Below are 25557 nucleotides of genomic sequence, written 5' to 3'. Positions count from 1 at the left end.
TCAAGCGGCCTTCTGTGCGCCATTGGGACGGATGCCCAGGAGATGGCTGATCGCAAACACGAGGTCCGCGCGGTTCATGGTGTAGAAGTGAAAGGTGTCGACGCCATGCTTGGCGAGTTTTTGCACCTGGCCGGCGGCGACGGTCGCGGCGACCAGCTTGCGCGTCTCGGCGTCGTCGTCGAGGCCATCGAACTTGTCCGCCAGCCAGGTCGGCACCGTCGTGCCCGCGCGGGTCACGAAGCTGCGGGCCTGCTTGAAGTTGTGCATCGGCATGATGCCGGGGACGACCGGAATATCGATGCCGCGGGCGCGGACGCGATCGAGGTAACGGAAGTAGAGGTCGTTATCGAAGAACACCTGCGTGATGGCGCGCGCCGCGCCGGCGTCGACCTTGGCCTTGAGCGTGTCGATATCGGCATCGATCGTCGGGCTCTCCGGATGCTTTTCGGGATAGGCCGAAACCGAGATTTCGATATCGGGATAGCGCTTCTTGATGCCTTCGATCAGGTCGGGCGAGCTCTGATAGCCGTCCGGGTGGGCATGATAGGCGGTGCCGATGCCGGTGGTCGGGTCGCCGCGCAGGGCCACGATGTGGCGGACGCCGATCTCGTGATAGCGCGCCACCACCTCGTCGATCTCGCCCTTCGGCGCGCCGACGCAGGTCAGATGCGCCGCTGGCGTCAGGCGGGTCTCTTTCAGGATGCGCGCGATGGTCGAATGGGTGCGCTCCCGGGTCGACCCCCCGGCGCCATAGGTCACGGACACGAAATTCGGCGTCAGCGGCGCCAGCCGGTTGATGGTCTCCCACAGGCTCCGCTCCATCTCTTCCGTCTTGGGCGGGAAGAACTCGAAGGAGATCCTGGGTGAATGCAGCGCGCGATGGCCGTCGAAAGCGGGGGGCGTAACCTCGGTCATGGCACTTCACAAAGCTCCGAAAGGATGGGCCGGCATCAAGCCCTAGCGGCAGTCAGCTAAAATAGGCCAAACGAGCCTGGCCAAACAGCCCATCGTTGATGGGAAATAGCCCAATTAATGTACGAATATGCGAAATATTGACTTCATGGAAATGACGGTGGGCAGCAGCTAATTCAGCTATTATCTAATATAAACATATAGTTATACAGACGACGGCTTCCATAGCAGGTGTTCAGGTTTGTGGGTAGATTATCAATGCAGTCAACTTGTCACATATTGTCCCACTCATGGTCCGCGTCCCGCCGCTGCTTTCCCCACAAGCGCGGGCCTGATCTGCGCCGGCCGGGCCTTTGTCGCCCTCGCTTACCGCATTAGTTTAGCGCCATGATCCCGCTTTCAGTCCTCGACCTCTCCGTCGTCACCACAGGCACCCGTCCGGCCCACGCGCTGCAGAACAGCATCGATCTGGCGCGCCATGTCGATGGCCTCGGCTATGTCCGCTACTGGCTCGCCGAGCACCACAATCTGGCCTCGGTGGCGAGCCCCGCGCCCGACCTGATGATCGGCCAGATCGCCGCGGTAACGAACAACATCCGCGTCGGCTCCGGCGGCGTGATGCTGCCCAACCATGCGCCGCTGGTGGTGGCCGAGCGCTTCAAGATGCTGGAGGCGCTGTTCCCCGGCCGCATCGATCTCGGCCTCGGCCGCGCGCCCGGCACCGATGGCGCCACGGCGCACGCGCTGCGCAGCCGGCTCGACCGCCGCGAGGGCGATGACTTCCTCGAACGCTTGAGTGAACTGGTGTTGTGGGAGACCCGCGATTTCCCGGCCGGCCATCCCTACAACAACGTGGTGGCGATGCCTGACGATACGCCACTGCCGCCGATCTGGCTGCTCGGTTCGAGCGACTACTCTTCGGAACTGGCAGCGCAAGTCGGCATGGGCTTCGCGTTCGCGCATCATTTTGCGTCCTATGACGCGATCGCGGCGATGATCAACTACCGCGACCATTTCAAGTCATCCGGCTGGCGCGCCGCGCCACACGGCATCCTCGCCATCGCAGCGGTCGCCGCCGAAACCGATGCGGAAGCCGAACAGCTCGCCTCCTCGATGGACCTCAACCGCCTGCGCCGCGACCGCGGACAATACCTGCCGCTGCCGAGCGTCGAGGAAGCGCTGGCCTATAATTATACGGCTTCCGAACGCGCTTCCGTTGCACGCAACCGCTCGCGGCTGTTCGTTGGCAGTCCGGCGACGATCATGGCGAAGCTGCAGCCGATGATTACGGCAAGTCAGCCGGATGAATTGATGATCATCACTGCCGTCTACGATCACGACGCGCGGAAGAAGTCGTACAGCCTGCTCGCGGAAGCGTTCGGGCCAAGCAAGAAAGCCGCCGCCTAGATAGGGATGACTTTCTGCGAATCTGTATCTCATTTTCTTGAGCATTCCTGCTCTTGAGCATTCCTGCTTTTTCAGCATTCCTGCACTGCATGCCTGCGTTTGTTCGAGCCTCAGAAGCAACCAAGCGTTGTCAACGAAGTTGTCGAAGTCTCCCAGCCAAGGAGACAAACAATGGAACTGAAATCTGCAGTTGTTGGGTTGGCCGCCCTCGGCGGCGTTATGCTCGCCGCCGGCTCAGCTTCCGCCGCGATGCCGAACGGGCTTCCGCATGCCGACCAGATCTCACGCCAGGCTCCGAATACCGAGCAGGTCCGCTGGGTCTGCAACGCCTGGGGTCGCTGCTGGTGGCGTCCGGGTCCGAGATGGGGCGCCTATGGCGGTTGGGGCCCGCGCCCCGTGTGGCGTCCGGGATGGCGCGGCGCCTATGCTTGGGGCGGGCCAGCTTGGGGCCCGCGGCCCGTGTGGGGTCCGCGTCCAGGATGGGGTCCCCGTCCAGGGTGGGGTCCGCGTCCAGGGTGGGGCTGGTAACGGCCGGTGGTGATCGGAGAGGGGGCGTACGCCGGCTGATAACGTCGCGAGTACCGCTTTCATAATATCCGTATCCGCTGCACCGCTAATGCCGCGCAACTTGCCGCTCGCTGGTAAGGTCCGGCTGTTGCACGTCACGAATCTGCGCTCTCCGCGCCCACAGCAGTCGTGCGCCGGGAGGCGCGAACAGATCCGTGCGCGTCCCTTAATCCTGTTTCTCGCTGAACGTCGCGCGGAACGGGTGGCCGGGATAGACGCCGACGATGCGGAATTCGCGTGAGAAGAACTTTAGCTCTTCCAGCGCAAAGGCGAGGCCCTTGTCATCCGGATGGCCGTCGACGTCGGCATAAAACTGCGTCGCAAAGAAATTGCCGTCGACCATGTAGCTTTCCAGCTTGGTCATGTTGACGCCGTTGGTGGCAAAGCCGCCGAGCGCTTTGTAGAGCGCGGCGGGCAGGTTGCGCACCCGGAAAACAAAAGTGGTGACCAGCGGGCCTGAGCCCTGCCTGGCCCAGTTCGCCTCCCGCGCCAGCACAACGAAGCGGGTCGTGTTGTGGGTCTCGTCCTCGACGTCCTCGGCCAAAATATCAAGGCCGTAGATGTCGGCGGCCAGCCGCGAAGCGATCGCGGCCACGCTCTTGTCCTTGCGTTCGGAAACGTCGCGCGCGCTGCCGGCGGTATCGGCCGCAACGATCGGCTTGATGCCGAGCTTGCGGATGATGCGGCGGCATTGCCCGAGCGCGTGGACGTGGCTCTCCACCGTCTTGATGTCGGAAAGCTTGGTGCCCTTCGGCGCCATCAATTGATGGCGGATCGGCAAGAACCATTCACCGACGATGAAGAGACCGGAGGCCGGCAGCAGATGATGGATGTCGGCGACGCGCCCGGCGACCGAATTCTCGATCGGGATCATGCCGAGATCGGCCTCGCCGGAGGAGATCGCCGACAGCGCGTCCTCGAAGGTCGCGCACGGCAACGGCTCGGCGTCGGGATAGGCCTCGACGATGGCGATATGGGAATTGGCGCCAGGCTCGCCCTGGAATGCGATTTTGAGCTTCTTGGTCATGCGGGGCCTTTTAGCAGCGGCTCAGGTTTTTGCCAGCATGCGCCGGGCGGTTTCGAGGTCGGCCGGGGTGTCGACCCCGCGGGGGACGCTGTCGACGATGGTGATGTCAATCCGCATCCCGGCCTCCAGCGCGCGGAGCTGCTCGAGCTTCTCCTGCTGTTCCAGCGGAGACGGCGGCAGCGCCACGAACCGTTCCAGCGCGGCGCGGCGGTAGGCGTAGAGGCCGATATGGTGGTAGCGCGGGCCGTCGCCATGGGGCGCCGTGGCGCGGGTGAAATAGAGCGCACGAAGCCGGTTCGGGCCGATCGGCGAGCCGACCGCCTTCACCACGCTGGGGGCCCGATCCTCTTCCTCGGTATGGATCTGCGAGGCCAGCGTCGCGATGTCGACGGTGGGGTCGTCGAGCGGCGGCAGCGCGGCCCGGATCGTTTCCGGCGCGATCGTGGGAAAGTCGCCCTGCAGGTTGACCACAATCTCGGCCCGCCCATCGGGATCGATCGTCCGCATGGCCTCATGGATCCGGTCGGAGCCGGAGGGATGATCGGCACGGGTCATCACCACCTCGCCGCCGGCGGCCTTCACGGCGGCCGCGATCTCGGGCGTGTCGGTGGCGACCGCCACCCGGCCGATCTGGGCCTCCTCGGCCCGCCGCAGCACGTGGACGATCATTGGCAGGCCGCCGATGTCGAGAAGCGGCTTGCCGGGCAGGCGGGTCGCCGCCATGCGGGCGGGAATCAGCACCAGAATTCGGGTTTCGGTCATCCGGAACGAGGTCAGTCGGCCAGCAAAAACAGGCCGGAAATAATGGGGGATCGGTGGAAAGTCGGGCCGTTTATACGGGTTGCCAGAGCCCGGGCAAACCGATATCTCAACCGTGCTGAGGGTGCGGCGCGAAAAGGCTGATTCCTGATGCGTATCCGCGGCCGTTTTGCCGGCCTTCAGTCGACCTTTCCGGCCTGGAGCCTGATCCCACTATGGACTCCTTCGAACTCAACAAGATTCTCGGTGCCATCCTTGGCACCTGTCTCGTTCTCCTTGTGACCAGCTTTGCCGCCCAGGCGATTTTCGCGCCCGTGAAACCGGAAAAGCCGGGCTTCGAGATCGCCGTGAAGGAAGACGCCTCTCACGGTGGAGCCAAGGAAGCCGCAGCTCCCTCTGAGCCGATCGAGAAGCTTTTGCAGACCGCTTCCGTCGAGAAGGGCACCGCGGCCGCCAAGAAGTGCGCCGCCTGCCACACCTTCGAGAAGGGGGGCCCGAACCGCGTCGGCCCGAACCTCTACAATGTCCTGAACGAGCCGAAGGGGGCGGGACGTGGCGGGTTCAATTTCTCGGCCGCCATGAAGGGCAAGGGCGGCACCTGGACCTATGACGATCTCAACAAGTTCCTTGCCAATCCCAAGGCCTTTGTTCCGGGCACCGCGATGGGCTTTGCCGGCATTCCGAAGGACAGCGAGCGCGCCGACGTGATCGCCTATCTGCGCAGCCTTTCGGAAAGCCCGGCCCCGCTGCCGACCGCGGCAAAGTAAGATTTCGACAGTCCTGCAGGGACTTCCGCGCGACATTGCGGCCAGGCATTGCCTGGCCGTTTCGCTATGAGGGATCGCACTGTCGTTGTCGGAGTTGTTACCGGGACTTTTCGCCGCAGCGGCGGTGTTCCCAAGCTGCTATCATGAGGAAAAAGCAACGTAATCTGTCGAACCCTTGCCTTATATTGGGTCCTCACTAGCTCGGGGCCTCGTTGTTTGCGTAGTCCGTGTCACCGGGCCGGCGCGGATCGCGGACTTCGAAAGCACGGATACTGGCGTCAGCAACAGGAATTCTGCATTTGGCGATTACCCGACGACATCTTCTGCAAAGCGGTGCCGCGGCCACTTTGGCTCCGGCGCTCGGGCTTACTGCGAACATCTCCGCGATTGATGCGGCCCGCGGCCAGCCCGCATCGGGCGAATTGCAGTGGCGGCACGCGCTCTCGCTGTTCGGCGAGGTCAAATACCCGGCCGACTTCAAGCGCTTCGATTACGTCAATCCGGAAGCCCCGAAGGGCGGCATCGTACGTCAAATACAGATCGGGACGTTTGATAACTTCAACCTCGTGGTGGCCGGCGTCAAAGGCTCGCTCGCAGGCGGCGTTCAGCTGATCTACGAATCTCTCATGACGCAGTCGCTGGATGAGGTTTCGACCGAATACGGCGAACTGGCCGACGCCGTCAGCCATCCCGAGGATTTCTCCTGGGTCACGTACCGTCTCAGGCAAGAGGCGAAATGGCACGACGGAAAGCCTGTCACGCCTGAGGACGTCATCTTCTCCCTTAATGCGTTCAAGCAACATCATCCGCAGTACTCGGCTTACTACCGCCATGTGGTGAAAGCTGAAAAGGTCGGTGATCGCGAGATAAAGTTCAGCTTCGATGCGCCAGGCAATCGCGAGCTCCCGCAGATTGTCGGACAGCTCACGATCTTGCCGAAGCATTGGTGGGAGGGCACCGACAGCGAGGGTCGCAAGCGCGACATCGCTGCGACAACGCTGGAGAAGCCGCTGGGCTCGGGCCCCTACCGCATCAAGGAGTTTGTGCCGGGAAGGACGATAACGCTGGAGCGGGTGAAGGACCATTGGGGGCGCGATTCCAGCACGAATGTCGGCCGCAACAATTTCGACGAGTTGCGCCTGGAATATTTCCGGGACTCGACGGTCGCACTCGAGGCGTTCAAGGGCGACCAGGTTGATTGGCGCACCGAAAACAGCGCCAAGAACTGGGCAACGGCCTACGACTTCCCGGCCGTCAATGACAAGCGCGTGCTGCTCGAGGAGTTTCCAAACCGCAGTTCCGGAATCATGCAGGCATTCGCGCTGAATATCCGGCGTGAGCAGTTTAGGGATCCGCGGGTGCGTCGTGCGCTGAATTATGCATTCGACTTCGAGGAAATGAACAAGCAGATCTTCTTCGGTCAGTACAAGCGCATCAGCAGCTATTTCGATGGCACTGAACTGGCTTCAAGCGGCCTGCCCGAAGGCAGGGAGCTGGAAATACTCGAAGCCGTCCGCGCGGAGGTGCCGCCCGAGGTATTCACGAAGCCCTTTACCAATCCCGTCGGCGGCAGTCCCGAAGCGGTTCGCGAAAATCTTCGTGAGGCGCTGCGCCTGCTGAAGGAGGCCGGCTATGAGGTGCGCGAGCGCAAGCTTGTCGATAGCAAGACGGGAGCGCAATTTTCGCTCGAATTGCTCGGTGCAGACCCGTCCTTCGAACGCGTCATGCTGTTTTTCAAGCCCTCACTGGAGCGGCTTGGCATCGCCGTCAGCGTGCGCACAATCGATCCGACACAGTATGAAAATCGGCTTCGCAGCTGGGATTTCGACGTGGTCGTCTCGTCGTGGGCGGAATCGTTGTCGCCCGGAAATGAACAGCGCGAATATTGGGGGTCGCAGGCGGCGGACATGGCGGGTTCGCGCAATGTCATCGGCATCAAGAATCCGGCCGTCGACAAATTGATCGAGCGACTGATCTATTCCAAGGGTCGGGATGACCTTGTTGCCGCGACCAGGGCGCTCGACCGCGTGCTGCTGTGGAATCACTATGTCGTGCCGCAGTGGAATTATCCCAAGGTCCGGACCGCACGCTGGGATCGCTTCGGCAGGCCATCCGAATTGCCGAAATACGGTCAGTCGGGCTTCCCGTCGCTATGGTGGTGGGACGCGGAAAAGGCAGCGCGGAACGGAAGACGGTCTTGAAGGACATCATGCGCATGGCGCAATTCTCTCGCCGGCATGTGCTCGGTCTCGGTGTCAGCGCGCTGGCGGCTGCTCGCCTCGCTCCCGCGTTCGCGGACAATGGCGGCAAAAAGCTCCACGGCCTTTCTGCATTCGGCGAACTGAAATATCCCGCCGACTTTCGTCGTTTCAACTACGTGAATGCGGATGCGCCGAAAGGCGGGATGTTCTCGCAACTCGTTGGGGCGGGTGGCTCGACTTTCAATTCGCTCAACGCCTTTATCGTCAAGGGCGACAGGGCGAACGGAATGGAGCTAACTTTTGCATCGCTGATGGCGCGGGCGTTCGACGAGCCGGACGCGGTCTATCTCCTGGCGGCAGAGGATTTGACCGTATCCCCCGACGGGCTGGTATTCCGTTTCCAGTTGCGCCCAGGCATTACCTTTCACGACGGCAGCGAGATCACGGCATCCGATGTTGCGTTTTCGCTGACGACGCTGAAGAGCAAGGGACATCCTGCGTACGCTTCCGTGCTGCGCGATCTCGCCGATGCCACGGTCGAGGACAAGCGGACGGTGCAGTTGCGCTTCCAGCCGACCCGCGGCCTTGACGTGCCGTCGCTTGCGGCCGCGATGCCGATCTTTTCCGAGAAGTACTATTCGACGCGGCCGTTCGATGAGACTTCGCTGGAAGCGCCGCTGGGATCAGGTCCCTATCGCGTCGCTCGTTTCGAACAAGGCCGCTTTGTGGAATTCGAGCGCGTGAAGAAATGGTGGGGCGAGAACCTTCCGGTTTGCCGCGGCTTGTACAACTTCGATATTTTACGTGACGAGTACTACCGTGACCGCGAGGCCGGCTTCGAGGCCTTCACCGGCCGCAACTACCTTTTCCGCGAGGAGTTCACCTCACGGGTCTGGGCGACGCGTTACGATTTTCCCGCGATCCGCGAGGGACGTGTCAAGCGGGAGGTCATTCCGGACGAGCGCCCCTCCGGCGCGCAGGGTTGGCTGCTCAACACACGGCGGGACAAGTTCAAGGACAGGCGCGTTCGTGAGGCGTTGACGATCGCCTTCGACTTCGAATGGACCAACAAGAACCTGATGTATGGTTCCTACCAGCGCACGCATTCAGTGTTCCAGAATTCCGACATGATGGCCCGCGGCGAGCCGTCGCCGGAAGAGATCGCACTGCTCGAGCCGTTCCGCGACCGTCTGCTGCCGGAGGTATTCGGGCCGGCATGGATACCCCCGGAGACCGACGGGTCCGGGCAGGATCGCAAGCTCTTGCGCAGCGCGGGTGACCTGCTCAACAGTGCGGGCTGGGCCGTGAGGGACGGCCGCCGGCTCAATGCGAAGGGCGAACAGCTATCGGTCGAGTTCCTGCTGACCGAGCGTTCGTTCGAGCCGCATCATCAGACCTTCATCAAGAACCTTCGCGTGCTCGGCATCGATGCGAACATTCGTCTGGTCGACCCGGCGCAAGCCGAGGTGCGGCTCAAGGACTTCGATTTCGAAATCGCCATCGCGCGGTTTATCTTCCCGCAAATTCCGGGAAGCTCGCTGCGCAACTACTTCTCAAGCGATTCCGCCAATACCAAGGGGTCCAACAACCTTGCCGGCATCGCGGATCCGGTGGTCGACGCGTTGGCTGAAAAGGCAGTGGGCGCGCAGACGCAGGCCGCACTGAACAACGCCTGTCGCGCCCTCGATCGTGTTCTTCGTTCCGGTCGTTACTGGATTCCACACTGGAACAAGGCTTCGCACTGGATCGCCTATTGGGATCAGTTCGGTTTCCCACCGACCAAGCCCCGCTATGCCCGCGGCGCGCCGGAAACCTGGTGGTACGAATCGGCAAAGGCCGCGAAACTCGAGCAGGCGAAATAGTCCATGGCCGCCTATATCGCCCGCCGCGTTCTCCTGATGCTGCCGACACTGCTCGGCATCCTGTTCGTCTCCTTCGTGGTCGTGCAGTTCGCGCCCGGCGGGCCGGTCGAGCGCGTGATCGCGCAACTCTCGGGTTCAGATACCGGGGCGGCCTCTCGTGTGTCGGGCTCCTCCGGCGGCGATTTCGGTGCTCGGCCTCAGACCGGCGCAGCGGCGGATGCCGTCAATTCAAAATACCGCGGCGCGCAGGGCCTCGATCCGGAATTCATCAAGAAACTCGAGGCGCAGTTCGGGTTCGACAAGCCGGCGCATGAGCGCTTTGCGCTGATGGTGTGGAATTTCGCCCGCTTCGATTTCGGCAAGAGCTATTTCCGGGACGTCAGCGTGATCCAGCTCATCAAGGAAAAGCTGCCGGTCTCGATGTCGCTCGGGATATGGATGACGCTTCTGACCTATCTGATCTCGATACCGCTCGGTATCCGCAAGGCCGTGCAGGACGGAACGAAGTTCGATACCTGGACCTCGGGGGTGATCATTATCGGCTTCGCAATTCCGGGATTTCTGTTCGCGATCCTGCTGATCATCTTGTTCGCCGGCGGCTCGTTCTTCAACATCTTTCCGCTACGCGGCCTGACTTCGGACGGCTGGTCGCAGTTCCCCTGGTACTGGAAGATCATCGACTATTTCTGGCACCTCACGCTGCCGCTGATCTCGATGGCGCTCGGGGCGTTTGCCACCATGACGCTGCTGACCAAGAACTCGTTCCTTGACGAGATCCGCAAGCAGTATGTGATGACCGCGCGCGCCAAGGGCTGCAGCGAGCGGCAGGTGCTCTACGGTCACATCTTTCGCAACGCGATGCTGATCGTGATCGCGGGCTTCCCGAGCGCGTTCATTCACGCTTTCTTTTCCGGCTCGCTCCTGATCGAAACCATCTTCTCGCTCGACGGTCTTGGTCTGCTCGGATTCGAGAGCGTTCTGAATCGCGACTATCCCGTGGTGTTCGGCACGCTGTTTATCTTTTCGCTGGTCGGCCTCCTTATCAATCTGATCTCGGATCTCACTTACATGTGGATCGACCCGCGGATCGATTTCGAGGCGCGCGAGGTCTGATGACGATCACTGCACGCCAACCGGTTGAGACCTCGACGCAGTCGCCGCTCGGCGCGGCGGTCCCGGTCGTGAGTCATGTTTTTGCGCCTTCGCCGCTCAACCGCCGCCGCTGGCAGAACTTCAAGGCCAACCGCCGCGGCTATTGGTCGTTCTGGATCTTCACGATCCTGTTCGTGGTTTCGCTGTTCGCCGAACTGATCGCCAACGACCGGCCCTTCCTGATCAAGTATGACGGCCATCTCTACTGGCCGGCCTTCGTCAGCTATTCCGAAACGACCTTCGGCGGCGACTTCGAGACCGCCGCGGACTATCGGGATCCCTACCTGCAGAAGCAGATCGCGGCCAAGGGCGGCACCATCGTCTGGCCGCTGATCCGCTATTCCTACACCACTCACAATCTCGACCTGCCGACGCCGGCGCCGTCCCCGCCAACCTGGATGTTGACGGAAGCGCAATGCAAAGAGGTCGTGCAGAAGAAGGGGCTCAAGGGCTGCAGCGACCTCGAGTACAACTGGCTTGGTACCGATGATCAGGGCCGCGACGTCGTCGCCCGCCTGATCTATGGTTTTCGCATCTCGGTGCTGTTTGGGCTGACGCTCACCATTATCTCATCGGTCATCGGCATCGCCGCCGGCGGTGTGCAGGGCTATTTCGGCGGCTGGATCGATCTCTCCTTCCAGCGGTTCATCGAGATCTGGACTGCGATCCCCTCACTCTATCTGCTCCTGATCATTTCAGCGGTGCTGCCGCCGGGTTTCTTCGTCCTGCTCGGCATCTTGCTGCTGTTCTCCTGGGTGGCGCTGGTCGGGTTGGTGCGCGCCGAGTTCCTGCGCGGACGAAATTTTGAATATATCCAGGCGGCGCGTGCGCTCGGCGTCTCCAACGGCGTCATCATGTTTCGGCATCTGCTGCCGAACGCGATGGTAGCGACCATGACGTTCCTGCCGTTCATCGTGTCGTCCTCGGTGATGACGCTGACAGCGCTGGATTTTCTCGGCTTCGGCCTGCCGCCCGGCTCGCCTTCGCTCGGCGAATTGCTGTCGCAGGGCAAGGCCAATGTGCAGGCGCCGTGGCTCGGTTTTACCGGCTTCTTCTCGGTCGCGATCATGCTGTCGCTTTTGATCTTCATCGGCGAAGCCGCGCGCGACGCCTTCGATCCGCGCAAGACGTTCAGGTAGGGGCCGGGCATGGACGCCATCAATCAGCCCTTGCTCGATGTCCGCGATCTCTCGGTGGCTTTTCACCAGCCGAGCGGCGCCACGACTGCGGTCGACCGCGTCTCATTCTCGATCAAGCGCAGCGAGTGCGTGGCGCTGGTCGGCGAGTCTGGTTCCGGCAAGTCGGTCAGCGCGCTGTCGGTGCTAAGACTGCTGCCCTATCCGACCGCGTCGCATCCCTCCGGCACGATCCATTTCAAGGGCCGCGAGCTGCTCAATGCCTCGGAAAACGAGATGCGCAAGATCCGCGGCAACGACATCTCGATCATCTTCCAGGAGCCGATGACTTCGCTCAATCCGCTGCACACGATCGAGGCGCAGATCGGCGAGATCCTTTCGCTGCACAGCGGCATCGGCGGGCAGGTGGCGCGGGCGCGCACGCTGGAGCTTTTGACGCAGGTCGGCATTCCCGATCCCGAAACGCGGCTGAAGAGCTATCCGCATCAATTGTCCGGCGGCCAGCGCCAGCGCGTCATGATCGCGATGGCGCTCGCCAACGAGCCGGACCTTTTGATCGCGGACGAGCCCACCACCGCGCTCGATGTCACCGTGCAGGCCCAGATCCTGGCGCTGCTCGCCGAAATCAGGTCGCGGCTCGGCATGAGCATGCTGTTCATCACCCATGACCTTGGCATCGTCCGCCGCATCGCCGACGTCGTCTGCGTGATGAATTCGGGCAAGATCGTCGAGCAGGGACCGGTCGAAGAGGTCTTCACCGCGCCGAAACATGCCTATACCCGCGCGCTGCTTGCAGCAGAGCCGAAGCCGGATCCGGCGCCGCCGCGGCCCAACGAGCCGGTGGTGATGTCGGCCGACAATCTCAAGGTCTGGTTTCCGATCAAGCGGGGGCTGTTGCGCTCGACCGTCGGTCATATCAAGGCGGTGGATGGCGTCAGCATCGCGGTGCGCAAGGGCGAGACGCTCGGCGTTGTCGGTGAATCCGGCTCGGGCAAGACCACGCTGGGGCTGGCGCTGCTCCGGCTGATTTCCTCTGATGGCCCGATCGTGTTCCTCGGCAACAACATCCAGGGCCTGCGCTTCAAGGCCATGCTGCCGTTCCGCCGCGACATGCAGATCGTGTTTCAGGATCCGTTCGGCGCGCTGAGCCCGCGCATGTCGGTCGGCGATATCGTCGCCGAGGGATTGAGCGTGCATCAGAAGTCGCTGTCGTATGAGGAGCGCGAGACGCGCGTCGTCAAGGCGCTGCGAGACGTCGGTCTCGATCCGGAAACGCGATTCCGCTATCCGCATGAATTCTCCGGCGGCCAGCGCCAGCGTATCTCGATCGCGCGCGCGGTGGTGCTGGAGCCGAACTTCGTCGTGCTGGACGAGCCGACCTCAGCGCTCGACATGCTGTTCCAGGCGCAGATGGTCGACCTGCTGCGCGAGCTGCAGCGCAAGCGCGACCTGACCTATATGTTCATCTCGCACGATCTGCGCGTCGTGGCTTCGCTGGCGAGCCATCTGATCGTGATGCGGCACGGCAAGGTGGTCGAGGAGGGCCCTGCCGCGGAGCTCTTCAAGAATCCGAAGAGCGACTACACCCGCGCGCTGTTCGCCGCCGCGTTCCGGATCGAGGCCGTGCCGGATTTATAGGGTTGCTGTCATGCCCCGCCTTGTGCGCAATTGCGCACTGGGGCGGGGCATCCAGTACGCCGCGGCTTCTCCACGTCATTGCGAGCGCAGCGAAGCAATCCACGTCTCGGCTCGGGGACAGATGGATTGCTTCGTCGCTTCGCTCCTCGCAATGACGTGGAGATAGCGAAGCTATAACCGCTTGATGGCCGTCACCTCGCTGCCGGCCGCCTTGATCCGCGCAATCGCCTCTCGCGTGTTTTCCACTACGGTCGCCATGTGATGCGCGTTGGCGTGCACGATGGTGTCGGCGTCGCGGACGATGGCGACGTGGCCTTTCCAGAAAATCAGGTCGCCGCGTTGTAATCGCTTCACCTCGGCTGCGTCGAGCGTCCGGCCCAAGCCATCCTGCTGCATATCGCTGTCGCGCGGGCAGCCGGTGCCGGCGGCGTTCAGCGAAACCTGGACGAGGCCGGAGCAATCGATGCCGAGCGAGCTCTTGCCGCCCCAGAGATAGGGCGTGCCGACGAAACGTTCGGCGACCGCGACGAAATCCTTTTCCATCACGTCGAGGCTACCGACATGCCGTCGCGGCAGATACCAGCCTTCGTTCGTGACGGCGAACGCGCCGTCTTCACGGGCAACCGTTACGCACGCGCCCAAAGATAGCGTCTCGACCGGCGGCAGCTTGACCGACAGGCCCGGGAACGCGAACGTCCGCAAAGCCGTGATCTTGTGCGTCGGCGCGGCCGCAGGCTTTGTCAGCGCAGCGTCCGGGATCCAGCCGACATAGCCGTCGCTGCTCAGTTGCCCCCAGGCAAAGCCTTCGCCGTTGTGGTCGTAGATGGTGACGTGCTCGCCCTTCAGCGCTTGCGTCGACAGCATGGCATCCGCAACAGGTCCCTCGCGCATTGGCGCGATGGCATCGCGCACGCCAAATTCCTCGCCCACGACGAAGCGCGCGGCCTTCACCTTGCCTTCGAGATATTTAGCGGCGACTTCGGGCCGTGCTGGCGTCAGGCGCGGATCATCCATAGCGTTCGCTCAGCAGTTTATAGATCGCGCGTGCGGCCTGGCATTCGCCGCCTTCGGGACGCGCGGGTTTTGCCGAAGGCGTCCAGCCGTAGATATCGACATGCAGCCAGCTCTTTGCATCGGTGACGAAGCGCTGCAGGAACAGCGCGCAGGTGATCGAGCCGGCAAAGCCGCCCGACGGTGCGTTGTTGATGTCGGCCACTTTTGAGTCCAGCCAGGAATCGTAAGGCGGCCACAGCGGCATTCGCCACAACGGATCGTTCTCCCCTTTTGCGTGGGCGGCAACGGCTTCGGCCAGCGTCTCATCATGGGTGTAAAAGGGCGGTAAATCCGGCCCCAACGCCACCCGCGCCGCTCCCGTCAGGGTGCCGAGGTCCACCAGTAGATCCGGCTTCTCTTCGTCTGCCAGCGCCAGCGCATCTGCCAGCACCAGCCGTCCCTCGGCGTCGGTGTTGCCGATCTCCACTGTCGGTCCCTTGCGCGATTTGAAGATGTCGAGCGGGCGGAAGGCGTTGCCGGCCACCGCGTTCTCGACCGCGGGGATCAGCACGCGCAGCCGGACCTTCAGCTTCGCATCCATCACCATCTGCGCCAGCGCCAGCACGTTGGCGGCGCCGCCCATGTCCTTTTTCATGATCAACATGCCGCTCGACGGCTTCAGGTCGAGGCCGCCGGTGTCGAAACAGACGCCCTTGCCGACCAGCGTCACTTTGGGATGGGCGGGATCGCCCCAGCTCAGATCGATCAGGCGCGGGGCGCGCGTCGAGGCCATGCCGACGGCGTGGATCAGCGGAAAGTTCTGCTTCACGAGCTCATCGCCGACGATGCAGTTGAACGTGGCGCCGAATCGCGTCGCCAACGCTTGCGCCGTCTGCGCCAGTTCTTCCGGGCCCATATCGTTCGATGGCGTATTGATCAGGTCGCGCGCAAGTGCTGCCGCCTCCGCCATCCGCGCGATATCGGCGACATCGATGCCGTCGGGCGGCACCAGCCGGACGTCGGGCCGTTCCGCCTTGCGATAGCGGCCGAACCGATAGGTACCGAGGGCAAAGGCCAGCGTCGCGAGCCGCACATCATGCGGCGCATTGGCAAAGCGATAGACGCCCGGCGGCAGCTGGCCCGGCAGGGTGCCGGGCCTGAACAGGTCGCGGGATTTGCTGCTCTCGTCCTCGATGCCGAAAACGACCTGTGCGATCTTCCCGTCGGGCGCGGGCAACGTCAGGCATTTGCCGGGCTTGGCGGTGAAGTCATTGGCCGCCGCAAACTGCCGGGCCTGCTCGGGAAGCTCCCTGGCGATTCCGGCCCAACTCGTCTTGGTGGCGAAAATGATCGGAATGGCAGCGGCGTCGGGCGCGGTCTCGAACGGGGATTGCATGCGGGTCTCGCGAAAGGGGACGGGTGGGGTGGTGCCGATGGCATAGCACGGCCAATTAACCGGCCGTTAGGGTTAACAGTCTATTGCTGGCTCGTTCGGCTCCATTCGTCAGCCATTTCCCCGTGAGTTGAAGTGCCCATGCGTCGACAGTCCAGCCATTCCCGGTCTCTTGCCGGGTCTCTCGCTCGGTTCCTCTCCTCCGCGGCCGTGACGGCGGTTCTCGCCGCAGGCCTTGGCGGCTGCCAGACCATGTCCGACATAACGGGGTCGCTGACCTCATCGTCATCGTCACCAAAAGCGCAAGCCGTTCCCGACGATCCGCGCCGCGCGGTCGAGGTTTACGGCGAGCGATATCGCGCCAATCCCAAGGATGCCGAGGCGGCCTTGGGATACGGCCAGGCGCTCCGCGCCACCGGCCAGCGGGCGCAGGCCGCCGCCGTGCTCGAACAGGCCACCATCGCCAATTCCGGCAACAAGGCTCTGCTTGCCGCTTACGGCCGCGCGCTCGCCGATAACGGCAATTCGCAGGCGGCCTTTGACGTGCTCAGCCGCGCCCATTCGCCCGCCAATCCCGACTGGCGCATTCTTTCAGTGCAGGGCACCACGCTCGACAAGATGGGCAAGCACGAGGAGGCCCGCGGCTATTATGCGAGCGCGTTGAAGATCGTGCCGGAAGAGCCGTCGGTGCTGTCCAATCTCGGTCTCTCCTACATGCTGACGCGGGAATTGCCGAAAGCCGAGGAGACGCTGCGGCGCGCCCATTCCAATCCCCGCGCCGACGCAAGGGTGCGGCAGAACCTGGCGCTCGTAGTCGGCCTGCAGGGCCGCTTCGCGGAAGCCGAGACCATCGCCAAGGGCGACCTGCCGGCCGACGAGGCGACCGCCAACGTGGCCTATTTGCGGGAAATGTTGAGCCGCAAGGACAAGGACAATTCGCGTCCTGCCGGCAACAAGGCGACCGTCCCGGTCGCAGCCCTCAACCGGCCCGACTGAGCATCGCCGCCGTCGTCATCACCAGCGAATGCGCGCCCGATGACAGGCTCCCGCGGCTGACTTGTCCGCCGTAGCTCGGAGAGCGAAGGCGGATCCAGCATTCCAGAGCTATTCGTAAATCAGGCCGGGTGTCGCGTCGTACCGCCCCGTCTCGTTTCCCGCTGTGCAAGGCTTCCACGCCAAGACTTCGCTTGGACCTGCCGGTGCTGGCTCGCTGAAGTTTTGGCGAGGCAGCAAGGCCGCGCGCCGGCAACGGCTAAACGGCGCGGCGTCCGCCGCGCCTTTCGCCTTACGGCATCATCTGGATCTTGATGTAGGTCGGTCCGAGAATGACGATGAACAGGCACGGCAGGAAGAACACGATCATCGGCACGGTCAGCTTCGGCGGCAGCGCTGCCGCCTTCTTCTCGGCCTCGTTCATCCGCATGTCGCGGTTTTCCTGCGCCATCACGCGCAGGCTCTGGCCGAGCGGGGTGCCGTAGCGTTCCGACTGCATCAGCGCCAGGCAGACCGATTTCACGCCCTCGAGGCCGGTGCGTTTGGCCAGGTTCTCGTAAGCCACCTTGCGGTCTTGCAGGTAGGACAATTCGGCCGTGGTCAGCGAGAATTCCTCCGACAGCGCGATCGACTGCGATGCAATTTCGGTGGCGACCTTGCGGAAGGCGACTTCGACCGACATGCCGGACTCGATGCAGATCAGCAGCAGGTCGAGCGCGTCGGGAAAGGCGCGCCGAATCGAGAGTTGGCGCTTGCCGATGGCGTTCTGCAGGAACAGCATCGGTGCCTGCAGCCCGAGATAGGCGGCGGCGACGCAGATGCCGAGCTTGATCGTCAGCGATTTGTCCATCTGCGCGATCACGAACACGTAGAGGGCCGCGCCGGCAAACAGCACGATCGGTGTCACCGCGCGGGCAAACAGGAACGTGACGTAGGGCGCGTGGCCGCGATAGCCGGCCATGATCAGCTTGTCGCGCGCGGCTTCCTGCGCCAGCCATTTGGTCAGGTTGAAATCTTCCACCACCTTGGAAACGAGCTGCTTCGGGCTTTGCCGCAGCGACACTTTTTCCGATTTGACGAGGCGGTCGCGCTCGCGCTGCCGGAGCCGTTCGCGCTCGCTGGCCACCGCCTTCATGCGTTTGGCGAGGCCTTCGCCGGCAAACAGCGGCATGATCAGCGTATAGGCGGTCGCGCTCGCCGCGATGGCGGCAAGCAGCATGGTCATGAACCGCGCGTCGTGCATCTTGGCGATCAGAAATTCAATCATGGCCGCACCATCAGAAGTCGAAATTGATCATTTTCTTCATCACCAGGATGCCGATCGTCATCCAGCCGAGGCAGCACACCAGCATGAACTGACCGATGTGATGGGTCCAAAGCAGCGAGATGTAGTCGGGCGTCGAAATCCAGACCAGCAGCATCACGATCGGCGGCAGCGAGCCGATGATGCTCGCGGAGGCCTTGGCTTCCGTCGACATCGCCTTGATCTTCTCCCCCATCTTCTTGCGGTCGCGCAGCACCTTGGAGAGGTTGCCGAGCGCTTCCGACAAGTTGCCGCCCGACTTTTGCTGGATCGCGACCACGATGCCGAAGAAGTTCGCCTCCGGTAACGGCATCCGCTCATACAGCCGCGCGCAGGCGTCGCCGAGCGGCATGCCGATGGTCTGGGTTTCGATGATGGCGTTGAATTCGCTCTTTAGCGGCTCGGGTGAATCGGCTGCCACCACCTTGATCGATTCGAACAGCGGCAGACCGGCCTTGATGCCGCGCACGATGACGTCGACGGCGTCGGGCAGCGCCTTCAGGAACGCCTTCTCGCGGCGTTTCTTGAGAAAGCCCAGGACCCAGCGCGGCAGGCCGAGGCCGGTGCCGAAAGCCATCACAGCGGCGCCCAGCAGGCTGCCGCCGATCACAAAGGCGAGCACGAATCCGACCGCGCCGGAAATGCCGGACGCGATCCAGAATTTCTGGGGCGTCCAGGATCCCAAACCCGCCTGGGCAAGGCGGGTGGTGAGCGGGACGGACTTCTCTTTCTTGCGTCGGGCGTCGAGTTCCTTCAGCGATCCCTCGACCTGCTCACGGCGCGAGCGCTGGCTTTTCTCGACCTGGCGCGCCGGCGCGTCGGAACGCGCGATCGAGGCGCGGCGGGATTCGGCCTTCCTCTGGCCCGACAGCGATGGATAGATGAATACCCAGGCCAGGCCGCCAATGGCGGTAGCGGCGAGAAACGCCAGTGCGAGCGTCTGTATGCTCATGGACTCCTCACGTCGTTTCGGTGACTTCGGCCGCGTCGAGCGCGGCCGCAAGCCGCTTCTCTTCGCCGTAATATCGCGCCCGTTCCCAGAACCGCGGACGTCCGATGCCGGTCGAGCGGTGCCGCCCGATGATCTTGCCGTTCGCGTCTTCGCCGATCATGTCGTACAGGAACACATCCTGGGTGATGATGGTGTCGCCTTCCATGCCCATCACCTCGGTGATGTGGGTGATGCGGCGCGAGCCATCGCGCAGGCGCGCGGCCTGCACGATGACATCGATCGAGGCGCAGATCATCTCGCGGATGGTGCGCGAGGGCAGCGAGAAGCCGCCCATCGTGATCATCGATTCGCAGCGTGACAGGGCTTCGCGCGGGTTGTTGGCGTGCAGCGTTCCCATCGAGCCGTCGTGGCCGGTGTTCATGGCCTGCAGCAGGTCGAATGCCTCGGGTCCGCGGACTTCGCCGACGATGATGCGTTCGGGGCGCATGCGCAGGCAGTTGCGGACCAGTTCGCGCATCGTGACCTGGCCTTCGCCTTCGATGTTGGGCGGCCTGGTTTCCAGCCGCACCACGTGAGGCTGCTGCAGCTGAAGTTCGGCGGCGTCTTCGCAGGTGATGACGCGCTCGTCCTCCTCGATGAATTGGGTCAGGCAGTTCAGCAGCGTGGTCTTGCCCGAGCCGGTGCCGCCCGAGATCAGAACGTTGCAGCGAACGCGGCCGATGATCTGCAGGATCTGCGCGCCTTCCGGCGAGATCGCGCCGAACTTGACCAGCTGGTCGAGCGTCAGCTTGTCCTTCTTGAACTTACGAATGGTGAGGGCGGGCCCGTCGATCGCCAGCGGTGGCACGATGGCGTTGACGCGGGAGCCGTCGGCCAAGCGGGCGTCGCAGATCGGCGAGGATTCGTCGACGCGTCGGCCGACCTGGCTGACGATGCGCTGGCAGATGTTGAGAAGCTGCTGGTTGTCGCGGAAGCGGATGCCGGTCTTCTGGATCTTGCCGGCGACTTCGATGAACACCGTGCCGGCGCCGTTGACCATGATGTCGGCGATGTCGTCGCGCGACAACAGCGGCTCCAGCGGGCCGTAGCCGAGCACGTCGTTGCAGATATCGTCGAGCAGCTCTTCCTGCTCGGCGATCGACATCACGATGTTCTTGATCGCGATGATCTCGTTGACGATGTCGCGGATTTCCTCGCGCGCGGACTCGCCGTCGAGCTTGGCGAGCTGGGCAAGGTCGATCGCCTCGATCAGGGCGCCGAAGATGGTCGCCTTGACCTGGTAGTAATTGTCGGATCGCCGCGCCTCCATGGCGGGGGCGGGCGGCGCCTTGGCGGGGGCGATCGGCGGCGAAGCCACGGTCGGCGCGGCGACCTCGCGCGTCGCTACCGCGGCGGCAACCGGCTCCGGCGCCTGGATGGCGGGCCTTAGCGCCCGCGTATCGCTATCATTTCCACTACGCTTACCGAACACGATGGCACTCCACGCAGGCGACCTACTTCTTGGCCCGCAACTTCTCGATCAAAGGTGACAGCAACGAACTCTTCGGCTTCTTGGTCTCGCCGCGGCCGGTGAGCCGCTGCGCGATCTGCAGGAACATCTCGGTGGTGCGATGGGTTGCGGAGATCTCCGCGATCATCTGGCCGTTGTTGGCGGCCGAACCGAAAATTTGCGGCTCGAACGGTATCGTGGCGATCGGGTGGTTTTCGATCGCCTTGGCGAACTCGGCGGCGGGGATCTCCGGACGCTTCGGGATGCCGACCTGATTGAGGCAATAGAGCGGGGCGCGATCGTTCGGCCGGGATGCCTTCAAGAGGTCGAAGATGTTCTTGGTGTTGCGCAGATTGGCGAGATCGGGCGCCGCGACGATAAGGATGTCGTCGGCTGCGATCAAGGCGCGCTTGGTCCATCCCGACCATTGGTGGGGGACGTCGAGCACGATGCAGGGCATCGTGGTGCGAAGCGTATCGAAGATCGAATCGAACGCCTCCGCACCGAAATCGTAGACCCGGTCGAGCGTTGCCGGCGCCGCCAGCAGGCTGAGGTGGTCGGTGCATTTCGACAGCAGGCGGTCGAGAAACGCGGTATCGACCCGGTCGGGCGAGAACACCGCATCCGCGATGCCCTGCGGCGGGTCCTGATTGTAGTCGAGGCCGGCGGTGCCGAAAGCGAGGTCGAGATCGGCGACCACGGAATCCAGCGCCAGATCGCGGGCGATCGCCCAGGCGACGTTGTGGGCGACGGTGGACGCGCCGACGCCGCCCTTGGCGCCGACGACGGCAATGATGCGGCCGACGGCCTTGGCTTCCGGCGACGAGAATAGGTTGCAGACCGAGCGCACGACGTCGATGGCGCTGACCGGGGCGATGACGTAGTCGCTGACGCCGCGGCGCACCAGTTCGCGATAGAGCATGACGTCGTTGATGCGTCCGATCACGATCACGCGGGTTCCGGCGTCGCAGACGGTGGCGAGCTGGTCGAGGCCGAGGAGAATGTCGTTGCGGTTTTCGGTTTCCAGGATGATGACGTTCGGGGTCGGGGCCGAGCGGTAGGCCTCGACCGCGGCGGCCATGCCGCCCATCTGAATCTTGAGGTGAGCCTTGCCGAGGCGGCGGTCTTCGCCCGCCGACTGCACGGCGGCCGCAGTTTCCACCGTCTCGCAGAAAGCCTGCACCGACACCCGCGGCGCCGGCGCGATGTGATCCTCGGTGGACGGCGCCGTCATTTCCGGCTGCTGTTCTGTATTCTGGCGCGAGTAAGTGATCATTTGCCGGTATCGCTGAGTTTGGCCCTGTCGCTCTCGGGATAGATGGTCGCGGTGGAGGTGCCCTTGCGATATTTGTCGAAGGCTACACCACGGCGCGGCGCGAAGGCTGGGGTTTCGGGACGCGGCTGCACGAGATCCGACGGGTTGTCGACCATCGCCGCCAGATTGCGCTGATTGGAGCAGCCGAAATTGTAATACGGCTTGTTTTCGAAATAGCTCCTGTTGTTGATCGACGGTCCGAGATCCTCCGGCCACAGCCCGCATGGGCCGGCCACCGCTGAAATCTTCGGATAGTTGAGGCGGATCGCAGCCATGTGCCTGGGATCTTCGGGGCGATACTGGTGGACACTGGTGGCGCGCGGTGGCACGCCGGCGGCGGCAAGTGTTGCCCGGATCTCGCGCAATGAATCTTCGGCTGCCCGCGCGTTCGGCGTATTGACGGGCACGTCGATGCTGATGACGCCGGTGCCTTCCCGCATCCAGGTCTGGCCCAGATACATCACGTCGGCGCGCTGGGAGGCGGAGAGGCCGCCGCGTCCGCGGCCGACGAAAACCACGATCGAGCGGTCGGCTTCCTGGACCGCGATCGGATGGCGCAGGCGATAGTCGTCAGGCACGCCCGCCGTCGTCACCACATCGGTGGTGTGCTTGCAGGCGCTGAGCGCCACGGAAAGACCGATCAGCGCTCCCGCCAGGCAGAGGGCGCGCCTGGGATCGGCGGGCTTCTTTGATTTCGTCCTCGGTGTCATCGTCCCGCCTCAGTCCGTTATAAAGCCGTAGGTGCCGCGATAATTCCGTGCCTTCTCGACACGGCCCGGAACGCCGTAGATGCGATTGATGCTGCCGAGCAGGTCGGCCTGCGGGTCCGAGGTGGCGGCAAAGCCGTCGTCGGGCCGCGACAGGTCCTTCTGCGCCACCGCGCGCACCACATAGGGCGTGACCAGAACCATCAGTTCGCTCTGGTTGTTGACGTAGTCGCGGCTGCGGAACAGCGTGCCGAGAACCGGCAGTTGCGCCAGACCGGGCAGGCCGTTGATCGCCTGCTTGGTCTGTTCCTGGATCAGGCCGGCCATCGCCATCGCGCCGCCGGACGGAATTTCCAACGTCGTCTCGGCGCGGCGGGTCTTGATCGAGGGAATGGTCGTTCCACCGGCACCGCCGGTCAGAGCGTTTTCGGTCGAGACTTCCGACACTTCGGTCATCACCCGAAGGCTGATCCGTCCTTCCGTCAGCACGACCGGCGTGAAGTTGAGGGAGATGCCGAATTTCTTGAAGCTGACTGTCTGGACGCATTGTCCGACGCTACCGGACGTTGTTGTTTGGCAGGTCACGCCGGTTGGGATTGGAAATTCGCCGCCGGAGATAAAGGTTGCGGACTCGCCGGAAATGGCTGTGAGGTTAGGCTCAGCAAGGGTCCGCACCACGCCGGCGCTTTCCATCGCGCGCAGCGTCGCCTGCACGGACGGCAGCGAGCCGAAACTCCCGGCAAGGGCGTTGCCGGCGACAAGCGGCGCACTGTTTGCGGTGAACGGGGTGATATTTTTGAAATTAACAACAGCTGTGCCGTAAGTCAGGTTGGCGCTGAGATCGATGCCCAGCTGCTTGATGATCGAGCGCTGGACTTCAGCGAGCGTGACTTTCAGCATCACCTGGTCACGGCCGCGAACGGCGATCGAATTGACGACCTTCTCGGCGCCGTTCACCAGGCGGGCGGCGATATCGGCGGCCTGCTGCGCCTCGATCGGGCTCGCCGCGGTGCCGCTCAATACCACGCCGTCGCCGACGCCCTCGATCAGGATGTCCGAATTCGGCAGCGACTGCTTCAGCGCGGCGCGCACGCCGTTGAGGTCGCGCTTGACCGCGATGTCGTAGGCCGCGATCTGCGCGCCTGTGGAATCGAAGAAGACGATGTTGGTCTGGCCGACCGCGGCGCCGATGATATAGGCGCGCTGGGTCGAGCGGACGACGGCGTTGGCGACCTTTGGATCGGCGACCAGTACGTCCTTGATCTCCCGCGGCAGGTCGATCACGAACGATTTGCCGATCCCGAGCGAAACGAACCGTGCGTTCATCTGTCCGTCGGTGGTGGCCGGCGCAGCAACGCGATAGTCGCTCGCCAGCACCGGCGTCAGCGCCGGATTGAGCGTGAGAGCAGCCACAGCCGAAAACGACAGGGCGCGGACGATGAACGTTCGCATCATCGGCTGAATTTCCCTGCACTTCATATCGTGCGTCCTTTCGGTCACTTCTGCATCGTCTGCTGGCTGGCAACGCCGTAACGAATGACGTTGAGGCTTTCGCCGCGCTTGTTGAGTTGTTGGTCGTCCGGCTTCTCGACCGCGTTGGCGTCGGCAATGCTGCGCAGCGCCAGCGTCAGCGAGCCGTTCTGGCGCGATCGCGCCAGCGTCTCGGCCTGCTCGGGCTTTAATTCGAGGGTGACCGTCCTGCCGACCAGCGAGCTGCTGCCTTCTTTTTCCTTCGGCGCCTGGTCGATGGCCAGAACCCGGACATTGGCAAGGATGACCTCTGAACTGGGGATATCCGGGCCTTTGCCGTCCGGACTCTTGTCGCGCTTGGTGAGAATCACGTCGACGCGGTCATTCGGCAGGATGAAGCCGCCGGCGCCGGTTTCCGGTGAAATTTCGGTGGAGATGGCCCGGTAGCCGGCGGGTAGGATCGCCGCCATGAAGCCGGAGCCGTCGGCCTTCACCAGCTTCTGTTCGCGAATCGGTTCGCCCGCGATGAACGGCGCGCGCGCGATCGAGCCCGTGATTTCCTTGATGGCGTCGGCCTTGCTGGCGCGGCTGATGAAGCTGCTGCTGGCGGTCGCGGCCGGCCAGGTCTGCCATTGCAGATCGTCCGGCTTGACCGAGCGGCCAAGGGCGATATCCGATTTGGCGACGAGAATATCGACGGTCTGCAGCTGCGTGACCGGCTGGGCCGGCGCTGGCTTGTCGTCGGACCCGCTGGCGAGATATGCGGCAACGCCGCCGGCGCCGATGGCGATGGCCAGGACCACAATGCGTGCGGTATTCATTACGCTTCACTTTCCACATTACGCTGCGACGCTTCCGCCGCCGTGATGGGAGTTGACCAGCTATTCGTCAAAGCATGGTTAATGAGGCGTGTGTAAATTGCCTTAACGGAAAGTTAGCGACGTTTGATCAGCGCATCGCGAGGTGAGCGAGGTCGATCGCCTTGATCCATTCGGTCTGCGGATAGACGATCAGCGCGCCGATGGCGAGCGCGATGCCGTAGGGAATCCCGCTCTGTTTGTCGTGCAGCCGGTTCAGCCATGGCTGTCCCGTAAGCAGGGAAGGCAGCGGCCATTGCCGGAACTGAATCAGCAGCACCGTCAACGCCCCGCCGAGCAGCGAGACATAGAGCAGATAATTGAGGAGATGGTCGAAACCGAACCAGAGTGCCACGCTGGTCGCGACCTTGGCGTCGCCGCCGCCGACCCATCCCATCGCGAAGCAGCCAAAGGCCACCACCAGAACGGCCGCGCCGGCACCGAAATGCAGGAGGATGTCGTGCAGGCCCATGCCGCCCAGCACCGCGAGCGCCACAAAGCCGGCGATCAGCGCCAGCGACACCCGGTTCGAAATCGTCATCGTGAACAGGTCGCTCGCGGCTGCGAATGCCATCAGAGCCGGAAACAGCAGGAGGCGGGCGGTATCGAGGATCATGGCGTAATGGCCCGTTGGGTTGGGAGAGAGCGCGCTGCGCG

General features: G+C 63.3%; 21 protein-coding genes. 8 read left to right on the top strand and 13 right to left on the bottom strand.

Annotated elements, in window-relative coordinates:
* Positions 1 to 915 carry a methylenetetrahydrofolate reductase [NAD(P)H] gene (gene metF / locus C7G61_RS12205; RefSeq protein WP_108514333.1) on the bottom strand — a complete coding sequence of 305 codons (915 nt, stop codon included), beginning with the start codon at positions 913 to 915 and terminating at the stop codon, positions 1 to 3.
* A gap of 384 nt (positions 916 to 1299) precedes the next feature.
* Between metF and C7G61_RS12200 the strand changes: the two genes are divergently transcribed.
* The gene (locus C7G61_RS12200; protein ID WP_108514332.1) at positions 1300 to 2319 is read left to right on the top strand and encodes an LLM class flavin-dependent oxidoreductase; all 1020 of its coding nucleotides are present in this window, start codon (positions 1300 to 1302) and stop codon (positions 2317 to 2319) included.
* Between the two features lie 733 nt (positions 2320 to 3052).
* Here C7G61_RS12200 and C7G61_RS12190 read toward each other — a convergent pair.
* Complete coding sequence (locus C7G61_RS12190) at positions 3053 to 3913, bottom strand: prephenate dehydratase (RefSeq protein WP_108514330.1); 861 nt, start codon at positions 3911 to 3913, stop codon at positions 3053 to 3055.
* A 21-nt stretch (positions 3914 to 3934) separates the two neighbouring features.
* Positions 3935 to 4675 carry a 3-deoxy-manno-octulosonate cytidylyltransferase gene (locus tag C7G61_RS12185; RefSeq protein ID WP_108514329.1) on the bottom strand — a complete coding sequence of 247 codons (741 nt, stop codon included), beginning with the start codon at positions 4673 to 4675 and terminating at the stop codon, positions 3935 to 3937.
* Between the two features lie 212 nt (positions 4676 to 4887).
* Between C7G61_RS12185 and C7G61_RS12180 the strand changes: the two genes are divergently transcribed.
* The 6 genes from C7G61_RS12180 to C7G61_RS12155 all read left to right on the top strand — a co-directional run bounded on the left by C7G61_RS12180 (position 4888) and on the right by C7G61_RS12155 (position 13428).
* Positions 4888 to 5439 (top strand): c-type cytochrome, encoded by a 552-nt coding sequence (locus C7G61_RS12180; RefSeq protein ID WP_108514328.1) that lies wholly within the window; start codon positions 4888 to 4890, stop codon positions 5437 to 5439.
* 299 nt (positions 5440 to 5738) lie between these two features.
* On the top strand, positions 5739 to 7640 hold the full coding sequence (locus C7G61_RS12175) for an extracellular solute-binding protein (protein WP_108514327.1): 1902 nt from the start codon (positions 5739 to 5741) through the stop codon (positions 7638 to 7640).
* Between the two features lie 14 nt (positions 7641 to 7654).
* Entirely contained in the window at positions 7655 to 9502 is a 1848-nt protein-coding gene (locus tag C7G61_RS12170) for an extracellular solute-binding protein (RefSeq protein ID WP_108514488.1), read from the top strand.
* A gap of 3 nt (positions 9503 to 9505) precedes the next feature.
* Positions 9506 to 10615 (top strand): microcin C ABC transporter permease YejB, encoded by a 1110-nt coding sequence (locus tag C7G61_RS12165; protein WP_108514326.1) that lies wholly within the window; start codon positions 9506 to 9508, stop codon positions 10613 to 10615.
* A complete protein-coding gene (locus C7G61_RS12160) occupies positions 10615 to 11793 on the top strand; it encodes an ABC transporter permease (RefSeq protein ID WP_108514325.1) in 1179 nt (392 codons plus the stop codon). The genes C7G61_RS12165 and C7G61_RS12160 overlap by 1 nt, the downstream gene beginning before the upstream one ends.
* Before the next feature lie 9 nt (positions 11794 to 11802).
* Complete coding sequence (locus tag C7G61_RS12155; RefSeq protein ID WP_108514324.1) at positions 11803 to 13428, top strand: ABC transporter ATP-binding protein; 1626 nt, start codon at positions 11803 to 11805, stop codon at positions 13426 to 13428.
* A gap of 171 nt (positions 13429 to 13599) precedes the next feature.
* On the opposite strand, the gene C7G61_RS12150 is transcribed toward C7G61_RS12155, so the two are convergent.
* Together C7G61_RS12150 and C7G61_RS12145 are read right to left on the bottom strand one after the other, a co-directional pair.
* A complete protein-coding gene (locus C7G61_RS12150; RefSeq protein ID WP_108514323.1) occupies positions 13600 to 14442 on the bottom strand; it encodes a C40 family peptidase in 843 nt (280 codons plus the stop codon).
* Positions 14435 to 15817, bottom strand: coding sequence for a leucyl aminopeptidase family protein (locus C7G61_RS12145; protein ID WP_108514322.1), 1383 nt, complete (start codon positions 15815 to 15817; stop codon positions 14435 to 14437). The genes C7G61_RS12150 and C7G61_RS12145 overlap by 8 nt, the downstream gene beginning before the upstream one ends.
* A gap of 138 nt (positions 15818 to 15955) precedes the next feature.
* On the opposite strand from C7G61_RS12145, the gene C7G61_RS12140 reads away from it, so the two are divergent.
* Positions 15956 to 16810, top strand: a complete 855-nt coding sequence (locus C7G61_RS12140) for a tetratricopeptide repeat protein (RefSeq protein WP_108514321.1) — start codon at positions 15956 to 15958, stop codon at positions 16808 to 16810.
* A gap of 289 nt (positions 16811 to 17099) precedes the next feature.
* Here the strand turns inward: C7G61_RS12140 and C7G61_RS12135 are convergent, their stop codons facing one another.
* From C7G61_RS12135 to C7G61_RS12100, 8 genes are all read right to left on the bottom strand, one after another.
* A complete protein-coding gene (locus C7G61_RS12135) occupies positions 17100 to 18074 on the bottom strand; it encodes a type II secretion system F family protein (protein ID WP_108514320.1) in 975 nt (324 codons plus the stop codon).
* 10 nt (positions 18075 to 18084) lie between these two features.
* Positions 18085 to 19062 (bottom strand): type II secretion system F family protein, encoded by a 978-nt coding sequence (locus C7G61_RS12130; protein ID WP_108514319.1) that lies wholly within the window; start codon positions 19060 to 19062, stop codon positions 18085 to 18087.
* Between the two features lie 7 nt (positions 19063 to 19069).
* A complete protein-coding gene (locus C7G61_RS12125) occupies positions 19070 to 20533 on the bottom strand; it encodes a TadA family conjugal transfer-associated ATPase (RefSeq protein WP_108514318.1) in 1464 nt (487 codons plus the stop codon).
* 22 nt (positions 20534 to 20555) lie between these two features.
* Positions 20556 to 21827, bottom strand: coding sequence for a CpaE/TadZ family protein (locus tag C7G61_RS12120; protein ID WP_108514317.1), 1272 nt, complete (start codon positions 21825 to 21827; stop codon positions 20556 to 20558).
* Positions 21824 to 22576 (bottom strand): CpaD family pilus assembly protein, encoded by a 753-nt coding sequence (locus C7G61_RS12115; protein ID WP_108514316.1) that lies wholly within the window; start codon positions 22574 to 22576, stop codon positions 21824 to 21826. Before C7G61_RS12115 ends, C7G61_RS12120 begins: the two co-directional genes overlap by 4 nt.
* Before the next feature lie 9 nt (positions 22577 to 22585).
* Entirely contained in the window at positions 22586 to 24052 is a 1467-nt protein-coding gene (locus C7G61_RS12110; RefSeq protein WP_108514315.1) for a type II and III secretion system protein family protein, read from the bottom strand.
* Between the two features lie 17 nt (positions 24053 to 24069).
* A complete protein-coding gene (gene cpaB, locus C7G61_RS12105; protein ID WP_108514314.1) occupies positions 24070 to 24864 on the bottom strand; it encodes a Flp pilus assembly protein CpaB in 795 nt (264 codons plus the stop codon).
* Positions 24865 to 24991: 127 nt separating this feature from the next.
* Positions 24992 to 25516, bottom strand: a complete 525-nt coding sequence (locus C7G61_RS12100; RefSeq protein WP_108514313.1) for an A24 family peptidase — start codon at positions 25514 to 25516, stop codon at positions 24992 to 24994.
* Positions 25517 to 25557 lie beyond the last annotated feature (41 nt).

This window comes from Bradyrhizobium algeriense (assembly GCF_003062295.1).
Classification (GTDB): Bacteria; Pseudomonadota; Alphaproteobacteria; order Rhizobiales; family Xanthobacteraceae; genus Bradyrhizobium; species Bradyrhizobium algeriense.
This window is presented reverse-complemented; position numbering and strand designations above follow the sequence as displayed.

What these genes read in the sequence shown, in the direction of transcription:
- metF (WP_108514333.1), bottom strand. Translation starts at nt 915, where the DNA reads ATGACCGAGGTTACGCCCCCCGCTTTCGACGGCCATCGCGCGCTGCAT.
- C7G61_RS12200 (WP_108514332.1), top strand. Translation starts at nt 1,300, where the DNA reads ATGATCCCGCTTTCAGTCCTCGACCTCTCCGTCGTCACCACAGGCACC.
- C7G61_RS12190 (WP_108514330.1), bottom strand. Translation starts at nt 3,913, where the DNA reads ATGACCAAGAAGCTCAAAATCGCATTCCAGGGCGAGCCTGGCGCCAAT.
- C7G61_RS12185 (WP_108514329.1), bottom strand. Translation starts at nt 4,675, where the DNA reads ATGACCGAAACCCGAATTCTGGTGCTGATTCCCGCCCGCATGGCGGCG.
- C7G61_RS12180 (WP_108514328.1), top strand. Translation starts at nt 4,888, where the DNA reads ATGGACTCCTTCGAACTCAACAAGATTCTCGGTGCCATCCTTGGCACC.
- C7G61_RS12170 (WP_108514488.1), top strand. Translation starts at nt 7,655, where the DNA reads ATGGCGCAATTCTCTCGCCGGCATGTGCTCGGTCTCGGTGTCAGCGCG.
- C7G61_RS12165 (WP_108514326.1), top strand. Translation starts at nt 9,506, where the DNA reads ATGGCCGCCTATATCGCCCGCCGCGTTCTCCTGATGCTGCCGACACTG.
- C7G61_RS12160 (WP_108514325.1), top strand. Translation starts at nt 10,615, where the DNA reads ATGACGATCACTGCACGCCAACCGGTTGAGACCTCGACGCAGTCGCCG.
- C7G61_RS12155 (WP_108514324.1), top strand. Translation starts at nt 11,803, where the DNA reads ATGGACGCCATCAATCAGCCCTTGCTCGATGTCCGCGATCTCTCGGTG.
- C7G61_RS12150 (WP_108514323.1), bottom strand. Translation starts at nt 14,442, where the DNA reads ATGGATGATCCGCGCCTGACGCCAGCACGGCCCGAAGTCGCCGCTAAA.
- C7G61_RS12145 (WP_108514322.1), bottom strand. Translation starts at nt 15,817, where the DNA reads ATGCAATCCCCGTTCGAGACCGCGCCCGACGCCGCTGCCATTCCGATC.
- C7G61_RS12140 (WP_108514321.1), top strand. Translation starts at nt 15,956, where the DNA reads ATGCGTCGACAGTCCAGCCATTCCCGGTCTCTTGCCGGGTCTCTCGCT.
- C7G61_RS12135 (WP_108514320.1), bottom strand. Translation starts at nt 18,074, where the DNA reads ATGATTGAATTTCTGATCGCCAAGATGCACGACGCGCGGTTCATGACC.
- C7G61_RS12130 (WP_108514319.1), bottom strand. Translation starts at nt 19,062, where the DNA reads ATGAGCATACAGACGCTCGCACTGGCGTTTCTCGCCGCTACCGCCATT.
- C7G61_RS12120 (WP_108514317.1), bottom strand. Translation starts at nt 21,827, where the DNA reads ATGATCACTTACTCGCGCCAGAATACAGAACAGCAGCCGGAAATGACG.
- C7G61_RS12115 (WP_108514316.1), bottom strand. Translation starts at nt 22,576, where the DNA reads ATGACACCGAGGACGAAATCAAAGAAGCCCGCCGATCCCAGGCGCGCC.
- C7G61_RS12110 (WP_108514315.1), bottom strand. Translation starts at nt 24,052, where the DNA reads ATGAAGTGCAGGGAAATTCAGCCGATGATGCGAACGTTCATCGTCCGC.
- cpaB (WP_108514314.1), bottom strand. Translation starts at nt 24,864, where the DNA reads ATGAATACCGCACGCATTGTGGTCCTGGCCATCGCCATCGGCGCCGGC.
- C7G61_RS12100 (WP_108514313.1), bottom strand. Translation starts at nt 25,516, where the DNA reads ATGATCCTCGATACCGCCCGCCTCCTGCTGTTTCCGGCTCTGATGGCA.